The organism is Bombilactobacillus bombi (genome assembly GCF_003522965.1).
In the GTDB taxonomy this organism is placed as follows: domain Bacteria; phylum Bacillota; class Bacilli; order Lactobacillales; family Lactobacillaceae; genus Bombilactobacillus; species Bombilactobacillus bombi.
On record NZ_CP031513.1, the window covers coordinates 277,451 to 292,568 of the forward strand.

General features: G+C 38.4%; 8 protein-coding genes, 8 tRNA genes and 3 rRNA genes. 18 read left to right on the plus strand and 1 reads right to left on the minus strand.

The annotated features are described in order from the left end of the window. The first annotated feature begins 451 nt into the window (after nucleotides 1–451). From DS830_RS01530 to DS830_RS01610, 17 genes are all read left to right on the plus strand, one after another. Nucleotides 452–1,093 (plus strand): deoxynucleoside kinase, encoded by a 642-nt coding sequence (locus DS830_RS01530; RefSeq protein WP_118909075.1) that lies wholly within the window; start codon nucleotides 452–454, stop codon nucleotides 1,091–1,093. Nucleotides 1,094–1,203: 110 nt separating this feature from the next. Then, the gene (locus tag DS830_RS01535; protein WP_118902996.1) at nucleotides 1,204–2,403 is read left to right on the plus strand and encodes a glycosyltransferase family 4 protein; all 1,200 of its coding nucleotides are present in this window, start codon (nucleotides 1,204–1,206) and stop codon (nucleotides 2,401–2,403) included. Further along, nucleotides 2,393–3,424: a glycosyltransferase family 4 protein gene (locus tag DS830_RS01540; RefSeq protein ID WP_118907996.1), complete on the plus strand. Its 1,032-nt coding sequence runs from the start codon at nucleotides 2,393–2,395 to the stop codon at nucleotides 3,422–3,424. Before DS830_RS01535 ends, DS830_RS01540 begins: the two co-directional genes overlap by 11 nt. Nucleotides 3,425–3,426: 2 nt before the next feature. Next, nucleotides 3,427–4,500: a lysylphosphatidylglycerol synthase transmembrane domain-containing protein gene (locus tag DS830_RS01545; protein ID WP_118902999.1), complete on the plus strand. Its 1,074-nt coding sequence runs from the start codon at nucleotides 3,427–3,429 to the stop codon at nucleotides 4,498–4,500. Further along, a complete protein-coding gene (locus DS830_RS01550; RefSeq protein ID WP_118907997.1) occupies nucleotides 4,472–6,544 on the plus strand; it encodes an LTA synthase family protein in 2,073 nt (690 codons plus the stop codon). Before DS830_RS01545 ends, DS830_RS01550 begins: the two co-directional genes overlap by 29 nt. A 4-nt stretch (nucleotides 6,545–6,548) precedes the next feature. Further along, nucleotides 6,549–6,989 carry a Fur family transcriptional regulator gene (locus tag DS830_RS01555; protein ID WP_118907998.1) on the plus strand — a complete coding sequence of 147 codons (441 nt, stop codon included), beginning with the start codon at nucleotides 6,549–6,551 and terminating at the stop codon, nucleotides 6,987–6,989. A 268-nt stretch (nucleotides 6,990–7,257) separates the two neighbouring features. Next, a 16S ribosomal RNA gene (locus tag DS830_RS01560) occupies nucleotides 7,258–8,819 on the plus strand. A 98-nt stretch (nucleotides 8,820–8,917) separates the two neighbouring features. Next, nucleotides 8,918–8,991: transfer RNA gene (locus tag DS830_RS01565), tRNA-Ile, on the plus strand. Between the two features lie 15 nt (nucleotides 8,992–9,006). Beyond that, nucleotides 9,007–9,079, plus strand: a tRNA-Ala gene (locus DS830_RS01570). A 125-nt stretch (nucleotides 9,080–9,204) separates the two neighbouring features. Then, nucleotides 9,205–12,118: ribosomal RNA gene (locus tag DS830_RS01575) — 23S ribosomal RNA — on the plus strand. A 60-nt stretch (nucleotides 12,119–12,178) separates the two neighbouring features. Continuing rightward, nucleotides 12,179–12,295, plus strand: a 5S ribosomal RNA gene (rrf, locus tag DS830_RS01580). Together the 16S, 23S and 5S rRNA genes with 8 tRNA genes alongside form the textbook arrangement of a ribosomal RNA operon. A gap of 7 nt (nucleotides 12,296–12,302) precedes the next feature. Next, nucleotides 12,303–12,375 (plus strand) — tRNA-Asn (locus DS830_RS01585). A gap of 11 nt (nucleotides 12,376–12,386) precedes the next feature. Beyond that, nucleotides 12,387–12,476 (plus strand) — tRNA-Ser (locus tag DS830_RS01590). A gap of 32 nt (nucleotides 12,477–12,508) precedes the next feature. Continuing rightward, a tRNA-Glu gene (locus DS830_RS01595) sits at nucleotides 12,509–12,580 on the plus strand. Between the two features lie 9 nt (nucleotides 12,581–12,589). Beyond that, nucleotides 12,590–12,662: transfer RNA gene (locus DS830_RS01600), tRNA-Val, on the plus strand. Nucleotides 12,663–12,673: 11 nt separating this feature from the next. Beyond that, nucleotides 12,674–12,745 (plus strand) — tRNA-Glu (locus DS830_RS01605). 9 nt (nucleotides 12,746–12,754) lie between these two features. Further along, a tRNA-Val gene (locus DS830_RS01610) sits at nucleotides 12,755–12,827 on the plus strand. Between the two features lie 290 nt (nucleotides 12,828–13,117). Here DS830_RS01610 and DS830_RS01615 read toward each other — a convergent pair. Further along, nucleotides 13,118–13,789, minus strand: a complete 672-nt coding sequence (locus DS830_RS01615) for a hypothetical protein (protein WP_118907999.1) — start codon at nucleotides 13,787–13,789, stop codon at nucleotides 13,118–13,120. Between the two features lie 87 nt (nucleotides 13,790–13,876). Here DS830_RS01615 and DS830_RS01620 point away from each other — a divergent pair, with 87 nt between their 5' ends. Then, a complete protein-coding gene (locus DS830_RS01620; RefSeq protein WP_118908000.1) occupies nucleotides 13,877–15,055 on the plus strand; it encodes an SAM-dependent methyltransferase in 1,179 nt (392 codons plus the stop codon). Nucleotides 15,056–15,118 lie beyond the last annotated feature (63 nt).

Sequence of the window (15,118 nt, forward strand, 5' to 3'; positions counted from 1 at the left end):
ATAGAAGTCTATAGAACCAGATATCCTGGTTTTATAGGCTTTTTTGTTTGGAAGAATTCTATAATAATAGATAGAAAAATATAAATGGCGGACTTTTGGCGGACCTGGCGGATTATTTAGGTCCGCCAACCACGGTATTTTAAGAGGCTAGTTGTGATAATCCCTTGGGTGCCATGAGTTTTGGCTATTTCCCGGTATCGAACCTAAAATGCTATAAATGCTGTTATAGCAACGCTTTACTAATTCGCAATTAACCATTAATAATTATATGTTAAAGAATATTTGATAAATCATATTCACAATAATCTTGAGAATCGTATAATTATTATTTGATAATAAATCAAATTATCTTCAATACACTATATTTGGTATCTTACATAATTACACTACAATATGTAGCATATTTATGATATTATATATTGGTTCTGATGATAAGGGGAGGAAACAAATGATGATAGTATTAAGCGGCATGATTGGCGCAGGAAAAAGTAGTTTGGCTACTATTTTGTCTGAACATTTAGGCACTCAAGCCTTTTATGAACAAGTAGATGATAATCCTGTTTTGCCATTATTTTATGCCGATCCAAAAAAATATGCTTTTTTGTTACAAATTTATTTTTTAAATAAACGTTTTGCATCAATTAAAAGAGCTTTAGCTGATGATAATAATGTTTTAGATCGTTCAATATATGAAGATTCGTTATTTTTTCATATTAATGCTGATATGGGAAGAGCTACCGAACAGGAAGTTGAAGTATATGATGAATTATTAGATAACATGATGGAAGAATTACCATATGCTGCCCATAAGAAGGCTCCAGACTTGTTAGTACATCTTGTGATTTCCTATGATAAGATGTTAGACCACATTAAAAAGCGTGGTCGCTCTTACGAACAGCCAGAAAATGATAGCACATTAGTTGATTATTATCATAATTTATTAGAACGTTATGACAAATGGTATGAAGACTATAATTATAGCCCTAAAATGAAAATCGATTGTGACCAATATGATTTTGTTGAAAATACAGCTGATAGAGCTGAGGTATTAAAATTAATTGATGAACAATTAAAAATTCGCGGCACCTTATAATATCAAAAATTCAAGCAGCCATTGGCTGCTTTTTCTGTTCATTAAATAGGTTTTAAGCTAGGACTTTGGTATAATAAATTGTATTAACCTGATTTGGGGAGTGCTACAAAATGAATGTTGGTATATTTACAGATACTTATTTTCCGCAAGTTAGTGGTGTAGCCACATCAATTCAAACTTTAAAAAATGATTTAGAACGTAAAGGTAATACGGTTTATATTTTTACAACAACTGATCCACATGTTGCTAAAAATACAATCGAACCTAATATTTTTCGATTAGGGAGTATTCCTTTTATTTCATTTACCGATCGGCGTATAGCTTATCGAGGTATGTTTCATGCTCTCAAATTAGCCAAAGAACTTGACCTAGATATTGTCCATACTCAAACTGAATTTTCCTTAGGTCTAATTGGTAAATTTGTAGCTCATAGTCTCAAAATTCCTTGTGTTCATACCTACCACACAATGTATGAAGACTATTTACATTATGTATTAAATGGTCATTTACTAAAACCGTATCATGTTAAACAAATGTCCAAACTTTTTATTTCCGGATTGTCTGGAGTAGTGGCACCTAGTAAGCGAGTTTATGATACCCTGCAAGGATATGGGATTAAGACACCGATGGAGATAATTCCTACAGGTGTGGATTTGTCAGAGTATACTCGTCCTATTGATACTGTTGCTTTAAAACAACAATTGAACTTACAAGACAATCAACCGATTTTATTAACTTTGAGTCGAATTGCTCATGAAAAGAAAATTGAAATTTTAATTCAAAGTATGCCCAAGTTATTAAATTATTATCCAAACCTAGTTTTATTGATTGTTGGTGGTGGACCCGATATGGATGATTTAGTTGAATTAGTGACTAAATTGAATTTGACAGAAAATGTCTTATTTGTAGGAGAAGTTAATCATGAAGATGTAGCTCCTTATTACCACCTGGCAAATTTATTTGTTTCTGCTAGTGATACGGAGTCCCAAGGGTTAACTTTTATTGAAGCAATGGCTACAGGTTTAAAGTGTGTTGTTCGTTCTAGTCCATATACAGATGATTTGTTTGATGATCCTTCACTAGGTGTTACTTATAGTCATCCGGAAGATTATGTAGGATTAGTATTACAATATTTACAGCATGAACACGTATTTGATGATGTCCAACCACGGCAACAAAAGTTATATAGTATTTCTTCAGATTGCTTTGGTGATCATATTTTAGAATTTTATCAGGATGCATATAAATATTTTTTGCGCAAGAAATTGGCAAATGAACCACTCAAGGATGGTCAGTATTATGACGATTAAAATCACAATGTTTTCATCAGCTCAAAAGGTTGCTGGTCAAGGAGTTGGCAGTGCCTATGCAGAATTAATGCGTCTTTTAAAAACATATTTAAAAGATGATTTTGAAATTCATATTAATGATTATCATTCTAGTGACATTAGTCATTATCACACTATTGATCCCCAATTTTATATGTCAACTTTTTCTAAAAAACGTGGTCGTAAAATTGGTTATGTACATTTTTTACCTGAAACATTACAAGGAAGTTTAAAAATACCACGAATTTTTCAACCATTAGTTGCTAAATATGTTATTAGTTTTTATAAAAGAATGGATCATATTGTAGTAGTCAATCCAAGTTTTATTCCTAAATTAGCAGCATATGGAATTGATGAAAGTAAGGTTACCTATATTCCTAATTTTGTGTCTAAAAAAGAATTTTACCCGCTTTCAGCTTCTGAACGTGCAAAAGTCAGAAAAAAATTAGGCTTAAGTCCAACAGATTTTGTGGTTTTTGGTGATGGTCAAGTACAAAAACGCAAAGGTGTGGACGACTTTTATCAATTAGCCCAAAAAAATCCACAAATTAAATTTATTTGGGCCGGTGGCTTTTCTTTTGGCCGCTTGACTGATGGATATGATCATTATAAACAACTAATTAAAAATGCATCGCAAAATATGAATTTTACTGGGATCATTAATCGGCAAAAATTGAATGCGTATCTAAACGTGGCTGATTTATTCTTGCTACCTTCTTTTGATGAACTCTTTCCCATGTCAGTTTTAGAAGCTTTTAATACCCATACACCAGTACTTTTACGCGATTTAGATTTATATCATGATATTATTAGCGGCTATTATCAGCCAGCTGAAAATTTTCAAGAGATGAATCAAATTATCAATCATTTAAGTACTAATAAAGAAGATTTGTTACAATTAGCTCAAATGGCTGCTGCTGGTGCTAAATATTATTCTGAAGAACATTTGAGTTCTATTTGGCGTGAGTTCTATTTACAACAATATAATCTAAAAAGAGGCTAATCATGAGTCGAAAGAATCAATTATCTGCATTAATTATGTTGATTATTGGCTTAGGTGTTTTTGCTTTTGAGATGCATAATACTAATCTTCAAGCCTTATGGCACCAAGCTTTGCATATGAATTTATTTTGGCTAGTAATCGCCTTTTTAGCGATGTTTATATCGTATTTTTTTGAAGCTTTAGTTTTAAAAGTTTTATTAAAAAATCGAGAAGATTCTTTGCACAATTGGTGGAATATCTTACGAATTCCGTGGATTCAAGCTCTTTTTAATGCCATTACTCCTTTTTCTTCAGGAGGACAGCCAGCACAATTAATTGCTTTGTTACAATCAGGAGTTGAAGGTGGGCGTGCGAGCTCAGTTTTATTAATGAAATTTATCATTTATCAAACCATTGTTTTGGTTAATTTTATTTTTGCTATGATTTTTAAATTTCAAAGTATTGCGCAACATTATTCTGCTTTAGCTTACTTAATTGCTGGTGGGTTTATAATTCATGTTTTTACTATTGGTTTATTATTAATGATTATGTTTTATTATCGTTTAACTAGAAAATTAGTTATGGGAATAATGAAAATAATTTCTTTATTTGTTAGTCATCAAAGAGTTCAAGTATGGACTAACAAAGTATTGGACAAAATTGATACTTTCTATCATGAAAGTTTGGTTTTGAAAAAAGAGGGTCGTAAAGTTTTATTAGCAACTTTATTGACGTTTATTCAGCTTTTGTTTTATTATTTGGTAGTCTATTTTACGTTACTAGCTTTACATGTTGATCAGGCTAATTTGATTGATGTTTTGATTATGCAAATTATGATTGTCATGATTACTTCAATTTTTCCAGTTCCTGGTGGTACTGGTGGAGCAGAATATAGTTTTAAAACTTTATTTGCTCGTTTTGTAAGTGTGCCCAGTCAATTATACTTAGGGATGTTTATTTGGCGTTTTATCACTTATTATTTGGGCATGTTTCTCGGCATTATTGCAGTAGCATTTAAACCAATTAACGAACGCAAGAATACACAAGTGCGTGGAGGCAAAACTTTTGATGAAGAACCTAGGAAATCGAATAATTAATTTTCTAAATACTAAATTAGGCTTTTTTACGTTGGCTGTTTTATTATGTTGGATAAAAACATATTTTATGTATCTAACTAAATTTAATTTAGGTGTTAATGGCAGCATGCAATCCTTTTTGCTGTTTTTAAATCCAATTCCAACAACACTTTTGCTGTTGGGCATTGCGATTTATATGAAAGGCCGCAAATCTTATGTTTATATGTTGATTATCGATTTAATCACGTCAATTTGGTTATTTGCAAATATTCTTTACTATCGGGAATTTTCTGACTTTTTAACAATGACTTTGATGAAGGGGTCAAGTTCGGTTTCTAACAATTTAGGTAAAAGTATTATTGGTATTATTCGGCCTACCGACTTTTTTGCGTTTATTGATATTGCTATTTTGGTAATTTTATTGGCATTCAAATTTATTAAAATTGATATTTCTAAATTGAATGTCCGTATTCCTATGACCATTACGGCTATTGCATTGGTTACATTTGGCATTAATCTAACTTTAGCTCAACAAGATCGTTCAGGATTACTAACAAGAACTTTTGACAACAACTATATTGTTAAATATCTGGGCTTGAATTCTTTTTCAGTATATGATGCAGTTAAAGCGGCTAAAACTAGTGCAGTTAAAGCTAATGCTGATAGTTCTGATATGAAAACAGTGAAGAATTATATCAATAATAACCGAGTTGCCTCCAATGTCCAATATACTGGAGTAGCCAAAGGTAAAAATGTTTTTATTATTCATTTAGAAAGTTTCCAACAATTTTTAATTGATTTTAAATGGGATAACCAGGAAGTTACACCAAATATTAACAAGTTATATCACTCTAAAAATACTATTGGATTTGATAATTTCTTTAATCAAGTTGGACAAGGAAAAACTGCTGATGCAGAGTTAATGCTAGAAAACTCTTTATTTGGCTTGCCTGAAGGAGCAGCAATGGTAACTGATGGAACTTCTAATACCTTTCAAGCTGCACCAGCTATTTTGAATCAAAATGGCTACACGACTGCATCTTTTCATGGGGATGTTCCCAGTTTTTGGAATCGCGATAATACTTATAAATCTTGGGGTTATGATTATTTCTTTAGTTCCAAATATTACAAAGATAAAAAAGATTATAATATCGGTTATGGTATGAAAGACAAAATCTTTTTGCGTGATGCTGCTAACTATGTTCAACAGTTGCCACAACCTTTCTATGCTAAATTAATTACAGTAACTAATCACTATCCTTATATGCTGGATAAAAAGAATCAAACAATTCAGAAAACCAATACCGGTGATAGTACTGTTGATGGCTATGTCCAAACAGCTCACTATTTAGATCAATCCATTGGTGAATTTATGGCATGGTTAAAAGCTACAGGACTAGATAAAAAGAGCGTTGTTATTTTTTACGGGGATCATTATGGAATTTCGGCTAATCATAAAAAAGCTGTGGCCAAGTTATTAAATAAGAAAAATTTTGATAATTTTGATAATGCGCAATTTCAACGTGTACCATTTATGATTCATATGGATGGTTTACAAGGTGGCATTAATCATACCTATGGTGGTGAAATTGATGTTTTGCCAACCATTCTTAATTTGTTGGGCGTAAAAAATGATGATACGATCCAATTTGGATCAGATTTATTGGCACCTCAGCGGTCACAATTAGTAGCTTTTCGAAATGGAGATTTTGTTGCGCCAGATTTTACGAAAGTTAATGGTACTTATTATGATACCAAAACAGGTAAAGTGGCTGGTTCTTTAACCCCAGAACAGCGTCAAAAAGTTGAACAAATGTCTAATCGAGTAGATACCGAATTATCCTTGTCAGATAAAGTAATTACAGGAGATTTGCTCCGCTTTTATACACCACAAGGTTTTAAAAAGGTTGTCAAAAAGGACTATAATTATAGTAAAAGTAAGGGTCTCAAACAATTACACAAGCAAAATCGCTTACAGAAAAATAGTATCATGATGCAAAATCATGACAAATCACTTATGAACTACTATCATACGGATGCTCCAGAATTGAATAAAGAGAGGTAAAACAATGGCCAATGATGAGTTAGATAAATTAGTATCCAAATTACGTGCGCAAAAGATAAGAATTACTGACCAGAGGTTAGTAATTTTAGAATATATGATAACTCACCATAATCACCCAACTGCTGAAGATGTCTATAACGATTTGAAACATACTACTAATAACATCAGTATTGCTACTGTTTATAATAATTTGCGCTTTCTATCAAAAGTAACACCTATTAATGAATTGACCTATGATGATAAGTCAATTCATTTTGACTATTTTCATAAAGAACATTTCCATGCAATTTGTGAGAATTGTCATCAAATTTTTGATATTAATTATACTGATTATCCAGCCTTATTAAAAAAATTAAGTGCCGATTCTTCCTTTCAAATCAACAAAATAGAATTAAATATTCAAGGAATTTGCCCAAATTGTAAAAAAGTACTTGCGCTAGAGTAAAAAAGTTGGTAAGATATTTTCTGTTGTCACGGAGAGCAAAAAGAGAGCTAAAAGAACAAAGCAAGAAAGATAAAAAAGTTCTTGACAAGCTACCGAGCAGCTGATATAATAAAACAGCTGCTAAATGACAGCGAAGGTTGATCTTTGAAAACTGAATAAAGTTTCTAAACGCAAAAGTGCAGGGTTCAATAAGAACCTGTCAATGAGAAAAGCAATAAAGAAAAGACAAGAACGCGAGTTCAAGTCATGAGCAAGAGAAAGAACTACAAAAAATGAGAGTTTGATCCTGGCTCAGGACGAACGCTGGCGGCGTGCCTAATACATGCAAGTCGAGCGAGTGAAATTAAGGAAGTCTTCGGGCGGAATTAATGGAACGAGCGGCGGATGGGTGAGTAACACGTAGGTAACCTACCCTAAAGCGGGGATACCATCTGGAAACAGGTGCTAATACCGCATAAACCTTCTGGTCACATGACGAGAAGTTGAAAGACGGTTTCGGCTGTCACTTTAGGATGGACCTGCGGCGTATTAGCTAGTTGGTGGAGTAACGGTTCACCAAGGCAATGATACGTAGCCGACCTGAGAGGGTAATCGGCCACATTGGGACTGAGACACGGCCCAAACTCCTACGGGAGGCAGCAGTAGGGAATCTTCCACAATGGACGCAAGTCTGATGGAGCAACGCCGCGTGGATGAAGAAGGTTTTCGGATCGTAAAATCCTGTTGTTGAAGAAGAACGGGTGTGAGAGTAACTGCTCACATCGTGACGGTAATCAACCAGAAAGTCACGGCTAACTACGTGCCAGCAGCCGCGGTAATACGTAGGTGGCAAGCGTTGTCCGGATTTATTGGGCGTAAAGGGAGCGCAGGCGGTCTGTTAAGTCTGAATGTGAAAGCCCTCAGCTTAACTGAGGAAGAGCATCAGAAACTGGCAGACTTGAGTGCAGAAGAGGAGAGTGGAACTCCATGTGTAGCGGTGAAATGCGTAGATATATGGAAGAACACCAGTGGCGAAGGCGGCTCTCTGGTCTGTAACTGACGCTGAGGCTCGAAAGCATGGGTAGCGAACAGGATTAGATACCCTGGTAGTCCATGCCGTAAACGATGAGTGCTAAGTGTTGGGAGGTTTCCGCCTCTCAGTGCTGCAGCTAACGCATTAAGCACTCCGCCTGGGGAGTACGACCGCAAGGTTGAAACTCAAAGGAATTGACGGGGGCCCGCACAAGCGGTGGAGCATGTGGTTTAATTCGAAGCAACGCGAAGAACCTTACCAGGTCTTGACATCTCCTGCAAGTCTAAGAGATTAGAGGTTCCCTTCGGGGACAGGAAGACAGGTGGTGCATGGTTGTCGTCAGCTCGTGTCGTGAGATGTTGGGTTAAGTCCCGCAACGAGCGCAACCCTTGTTACTAGTTGCCAGCATTAAGTTGGGCACTCTAGTGAGACTGCCGGTGACAAACCGGAGGAAGGTGGGGACGACGTCAAATCATCATGCCCCTTATGACCTGGGCTACACACGTGCTACAATGGATGGTACAATGAGAAGCGAACTCGCGAGGGCAAGCAGATCTCTTAAAACCATTCTCAGTTCGGATTGCAGGCTGCAACTCGCCTGCATGAAGCTGGAATCGCTAGTAATCGCGGATCAGCATGCCGCGGTGAATACGTTCCCGGGCCTTGTACACACCGCCCGTCACACCATGAGAGTTTGTAACACCCAAAGCCGGTGGGGTAACCCGTAAGGGAGCCAGCCGTCTAAGGTGGGACAAATGATTAGGGTGAAGTCGTAACAAGGTAGCCGTAGGAGAACCTGCGGCTGGATCACCTCCTTTCTAAGGAAAATAAACGGAAGCACTTTTGTAGAAACTTTGTTCAGTTTTGAGAGGTCAACTCTCAAACAAAAGAATAAAAACGAGTGGCAAAAGCTTTTGGGCCTATAGCTCAGCTGGTTAGAGCGCACGCCTGATAAGCGTGAGGTCGATGGTTCAAGTCCATTTAGGCCCATCGATCCAAAAATATGGGGGTTTAGCTCAGATGGGAGAGCGCCTGCTTTGCACGCAGGAGGTCATCGGTTCGATCCCGTTAACCTCCATTGGCAGGAAACTGTCAATGATACCTTTGAACCTTGAAAACTGAATATTAAGAGAAACGATATGCAAAAGTATATCACCGAGAAACTGCGCGAATCGAGAGATTCAAGAAAAGAAGTAAGAAATAGGTTAAGATGATAAGGGCGCACGGTGGATGCCTAGGCACTAGGAGCCGATGAAGGACGGAACAAACACCGAAATGCTTCGGGGAGCTGTAAGTAAGCGAAGAACCGGAGATATCCGAATGGGGGAACCCGGCTGAGGTCAAGCTCAGTCACACATTAATGAAATGAAGTAGTTAATGTGGGGAAGACGTGGTGAACTGAAACATCTAAGTAGCCACAGGAAGAGAAAGAAAAATCGATTTCCGGAGTAGCGGCGAGCGAAAAGGAAAGAGCCCAAACCAACGAGCATGCTTGTTGGGGTAGTAGGACTGGTAGACGAGGAAAAAGGCTTGCGATAGTCGAAGCAGTTGGGAAGCTGCACCGAAGAAAGTGACAGTCTTGTAGACGAAATCAAGAGCACTCAACCAGGATCCTGAGTACGGCGGGGCACGTGAAACCCCGTCGGAATCTGGGAGGACCATCTCCCAAGGCTAAATACTCCCTAGTGACCGATAGTGAACTAGTACCGTGAGGGAAAGGTGAAAAGCACCCCGGGAGGGGAGTGAAACAGATCCTGAAACCGTGTGCCTACAAGTAGTCAGAGCTCGTTAAAGAGTGATGGCGTGCCTTTTGTAGAATGAACCGGCGAGTTACGTTAAATTGCGAGGTTAAGTTGAGAAGACGGAGCCGCAGCGAAAGCGAGTCTGAAGAGGGCGCAAAGTAGTTTGACGTAGACCCGAAACCAAGTGACCTACCCATGTCCAGGTTGAAGGTGCGGTAAAACGCACTGGAGGACCGAACCCACGTAAGTTGAAAATTGCGGGGATGAGGTGTGGGTAGCGGTGAAATTCCAAACGAACTTGGAGATAGCTGGTTCTCTCCGAAATAGCTTTAGGGCTAGCCTCGGGGAAGAGGATTATGGAGGTAGAGCACTGTTTGGACTAGGGGCCCATCAAGGGTTACTGAATTCAGATAAACTCCGAATGCCATTAATCTATACCCGGGAGTCAGACTATGAGTGATAAGATCCGTAGTCGAAAGGGGAACAGCCCAGATCACCAGTTAAGGTCCCAAAATCCATACTAAGTGGAAAAGGAAGTGGAGCTGCATAGACAACTAGGATGTTGGCTTAGAAGCAGCAATGCATTCAAAGAGTGCGTAATAGCTCACTAGTCGAGTGACTCTGCGCCGAAAATGTACCGGGGCTAAGTATGGTACCGAAACTGTGGGTGTAACTAGAAATAGTTATGCGATAGGAGAGCGTTGTAAGCACGAAGAAGCCAGATCGTGAGGACTGGTGGAGCGCTTAGAAGTGAGAATGCCGGTATGAGTAGCGAAAGACCAGTGAGAATCTGGTCCACCGAATGACTAAGGATTCCTGGGGAAGGCTCGTCCGCCCAGGGTAAGTCGGGACCTAAGACGAGGCCGAAAGGCGTAGCCGATGGAAAACAGGTTGAGATTCCTGTACTGATCAGTTCTGTTTGAGCAATGGAGGGACGCAGGAGATAAACGTGAGCATGCAGCTGGAAAAGCATGTCCAAGCAGTGAGTCTGGGAGTGAGTTAAATGCTTACTTCTAAGGACGAGCTGTGATGGGGAGCGAAATATAAGTAGCGAAGCACGAGAGTCACACTGCCAAGAAAAGCTTCTAGTGAGGAACTGGTTACCCGTACCGCAAACCGACACAGGTAGTCGAGATGAGAATTCTAAGGTGAGCGAGTGAACTATTGTTAAGGAACTCGGCAAAATGGCCCCGTAACTTCGGGAGAAGGGGTGCTGGTGTAAGAGCCAGCCGCAGTGAAAAGGCCCAAACAACTGTTTATCAAAAACACAGGTCTCTGCCAAATCGAAAGATGACGTATAGGGGCTGACGCCTGCCCGGTGCTGGAAGGTTAAGAGGAGAGCTTAGCGTAAGCGAAGGTTTGAATTGAAGCCCAGTAAACGGCGGCCGTAACTATAACGGTCCTAAGGTAGCGAAATTCCTTGTCGGGTAAGTTCCGACCTGCACGAAAGGCGTAATGATTTGGGCACTGTCTCAACAATAGACTCGGTGAAATTATAATACCCGTGAAGATGCGGGTTACCCGCGACAGGACGGAAAGACCCATGGAGCTTTACTGTAGCTTGATATTGAATTTTTGTGTAACATGTACAGGATAGGTAGGAGCCGAAGAGGTCGGTACGCTAGTATCGACGGAGGCACTGGTGGGATACTACCCTTGTTAGATGAAGGTTCTAACCCGCGCCATTGAAGCATGGCGGGAGACAGTGTCAGGTGGGCAGTTTGACTGGGGCGGTCGCCTCCTAAACAGTAACGGAGGCGCCCAAAGGTTCCCTCAGAATGGTTGGAAATCATTCGCAGAGTGTAAAGGCAGAAGGGAGCTTGACTGTGAGACAGACAAGTCGAGCAGGGACGAAAGTCGGGCTTAATGATCCGGTGGCACCGTATGGAAGGGCCATCGCTCAACGGATAAAAGCTACCCTGGGGATAACAGGCTTATCTCCCCCAAGAGTTCACATCGACGGGGAGGTTTGGCACCTCGATGTCGGCTCATCGCATCCTGGGCTGTAGTCGGTCCCAAGGGTTGGGCTGTTCGCCCATTAAAGCGGTACGCGAGCTGGGTTCAGAACGTCGTGAGACAGTTCGGTCCCTATCCGTCGCGGGCGGAGGAAATTTGCGAGGATCTGTCCTTAGTACGAGAGGACCGGGATGGACATACCGCTGGTGCACCAGTTGTTCTGCCAAGAGCATCGCTGGGTAGCTATGTATGGAAGGGATAAACGCTGAAAGCATCTAAGTGTGAAACCCACCTCAAGATGAGATTTCCCATTCAGTAATGAAGTAAGACCCTCAAAGAAGATGAGGTAGATAGGTTGCGCGTGGAAGGTTAGTGATAATTGGAGCGGAGCAATACTAATCGGTCGAGGGCTTAACCGAGCGCAGAACGGACTCTTAATATTCAGTTTTGAGGGAACGAAGGTTCTTTCAGAGGCAAAGTGTGGTGGCGATAGCGAGAAGGATACACCTGTTCTCATGCCGAACACAGAAGTTAAGCTTCTCAGCGCCGAGAGTAGTTGGTGGGAAACTACCTGCGAGGCTAGGACGCTGCCACGCTTATTAATCCGGTTTAGCTCAGTTGGTAGAGCATCTGACTGTTAATCAGGGTGTCGTCAGTTCGAGTCTGACAACCGGAGTTTTTTTATTTGGAGAGTTGTCCGAGTGGCTGAAGGAGCATGATTGGAAATCATGTATACGGATTATTTCTGTATCAAGGGTTCAAATCCCTTACTCTCCGTTGGTTTCGGAAGTTTTTCTGGAATTTGGTATGACCCGTTGGTCAAGTGGTTAAGACACCGCCCTTTCACGGCGGTAACATGGGTTCAAATCCCGTACGGGTCATTGATTATTGGAAGTTTAGCTCAGTTGGGAGAGCGTCTGCCTTACAAGCAGAGGGTCACAGGTTCGAGCCCTGTAACTTCCATTTTGGCTTATGACCCGTTGGTCAAGTGGTTAAGACACCGCCCTTTCACGGCGGTAACATGGGTTCAAATCCCGTACGGGTCATTGATTATTGGAAGTTTAGCTCAGTTGGGAGAGCGTCTGCCTTACAAGCAGAGGGTCACAGGTTCGAGCCCTGTAACTTCCATTTTATGTTTAGACCTTTAAGTGTTGATAATTATATCAACGCTTTTTTCGTTAGAATTATTATTTTTTCTATCAATTATGTCTTCTACAAATTGATGACAAACCAGCATCCTGAGCTTGTTTTAATTTGGTTATAACTGATTAAACAAGCGGTACATCATACTCGAACTTATGTATGCCGGTACCACAAACCGGATGCAATCTTTAATAAGGACAGTTTTGAGTCAGCAATTGCTTTATTAAATTTGTTGCTGATTTTCAATTTTTATCTAGAAAATAGGTAAAGGAATTTTACGGTAAAATATTTATCAACGACAAGAGAATTCTAAGTATTGGATATTTATCGTTTAAAAATTTATTTTTTAAATATTTAGTTAAAAATAAACTAGCTATGAAGATTGCTAAATAAATAAAAAATTTGATTATTGATAAATAATGGAAGAAATACAACGATCCCAGTGCAAAGATAATACAAATACTTGCTAACAATTGTTCTTTAAAACTTTTGCTGAGTACAATCATCGTAACTAAAATATTAATCAAGATTGTAGTTACTATCGCATTAGCAGATGCAAAATGAAATAAGGAATAAATCAACAAAAATGTTGAAAATATAGGAATAACAAAAATACAAAGCAGTGGTCTTGATTTCTCAAAACTATTGGCAATAAAGGCAATTAACAGCTGACATATAAACAACATCAGCAAATATAGCGAAAATTGGTTAGAATAATTTTTTAAGATTATCAGAAAGGAAACTAGCGAGTAAACGCCATTAAAATAATTATTAGGGTGTAAAGGTATAAAGAATTCAATATAAATAATAATTAATGCAACCATAATAAAGGCTAATTTGGTACCACTGTCAAAATGATAAGGATATTTTTGTGTTAAAACTAACGGATAAGTAATGACGCTTAAAAACGAAATAAGTGTTGATAAGATCAAGCGAATTGCTTTCATTTAGAACCTCCAGAGCTATTATATTTGAAGAAATTTTTAGTTTGGTGTACTGTTTTATTATTGAATTTAAAACAGGAGTTAAAATTAATGCTTGAAAAAACGTTCTATAAACAATTATTAAAAAGTTCTTTTAATATCCCAATCAAGGTCAATTATTGGGATCAGACAACTGAAATTTACGGTGATGGACAGCCGCAGATTACAATTACCTTTAATGAATCTATTCCAATGAAAGACATTATGAACAATGCTTCTCTAGCTTTAGGGGAAGCATATATGGATAAAAAGATTGAAATTGAAGGCAGTATCGAAGATTTAATTTTGGCTGCTTATGATAATAAAGAGAGTTTCTTTTATAACAAAAAGCTCAAAAAAATAATGCCTCATCGTAAGCATACAGAAACTGATAATGAAGAATACGTACAAGAACATTACGATTTGGGAAACGATTTTTATAAGTTATGGTTAGATGATACCATGACTTATTCTTGTGCTTATTTTGAACACCCAGATGATGATTTACAAACTGCTCAATTGAACAAAGTTAATCATATTATTAAAAAGTTAAATCCGCAACCAGGAAAAACGTTATTAGATATTGGTTGTGGTTGGGGTACTTTAATGTTAACAGCAGCCCAAAAGTATCATTTAAAAGTTACTGGTGTTACTTTGAGTGAAGAGCAATATAATTTTGTAACACAAAAAATTAAAGATTTGAATCTAAATGATACAGCGGAAGTTATCTTGACTGATTATCGTGAATTAGTTGGTCGTCAGTGGGATTATGTAGTTTCAGTTGGAATGTTTGAGCATGTTGGTAAAGAAAATCTTCCGGAATATTTTTCTGATGTTGCACAATTTTTAAAAGAGAATGGTGTGGCGCTTATTCATGGAATTACTCGTCAAGGAGAAGGGGCAACTAATGCTTGGATTGATAAATGGATTTTTCCTGGTGGCTATGTTCCTGGCGTTGTGGAAAATATTCAAAGTATTTTGGATGCTGGTCTGCAATTGAGTGACATGGAAATGCTACGACGTCATTATCAAAAAACTACCGAAATTTGGGATAGTAACTTCAATCAGCATCGTCAAGAAATCACTCAAATGATGGGAGAGCGATTTGTGCGAATGTGGGATTTATATTTGCAAGCATGTGCTGCCTCTTTTGCATCAGGGAATATTGATGTTATACAGTATTTGTTAACCAAGGGTCCATCTGGTCAAAAGTTACCGATGACACGCGATTATATTTATCAAGATAAATAATTTTTTTAATTAGCTTTTTATGATAACATAGGGAAGTTAATTAAGTTCCTGATGGGACCATTA

What these genes read in the sequence shown, in the direction of transcription:
- DS830_RS01540 (WP_118907996.1), top strand. Translation starts at nt 2,393, where the DNA reads ATGACGATTAAAATCACAATGTTTTCATCAGCTCAAAAGGTTGCTGGT.
- DS830_RS01555 (WP_118907998.1), top strand. Translation starts at nt 6,549, where the DNA reads ATGGCCAATGATGAGTTAGATAAATTAGTATCCAAATTACGTGCGCAA.
- DS830_RS01545 (WP_118902999.1), top strand. Translation starts at nt 3,427, where the DNA reads ATGAGTCGAAAGAATCAATTATCTGCATTAATTATGTTGATTATTGGC.
- DS830_RS01615 (WP_118907999.1), bottom strand. Translation starts at nt 13,789, where the DNA reads ATGAAAGCAATTCGCTTGATCTTATCAACACTTATTTCGTTTTTAAGC.
- DS830_RS01550 (WP_118907997.1), top strand. Translation starts at nt 4,472, where the DNA reads ATGAAGAACCTAGGAAATCGAATAATTAATTTTCTAAATACTAAATTA.
- DS830_RS01620 (WP_118908000.1), top strand. Translation starts at nt 13,877, where the DNA reads ATGCTTGAAAAAACGTTCTATAAACAATTATTAAAAAGTTCTTTTAAT.
- DS830_RS01535 (WP_118902996.1), top strand. Translation starts at nt 1,204, where the DNA reads ATGAATGTTGGTATATTTACAGATACTTATTTTCCGCAAGTTAGTGGT.
- DS830_RS01530 (WP_118909075.1), top strand. Translation starts at nt 452, where the DNA reads ATGATAGTATTAAGCGGCATGATTGGCGCAGGAAAAAGTAGTTTGGCT.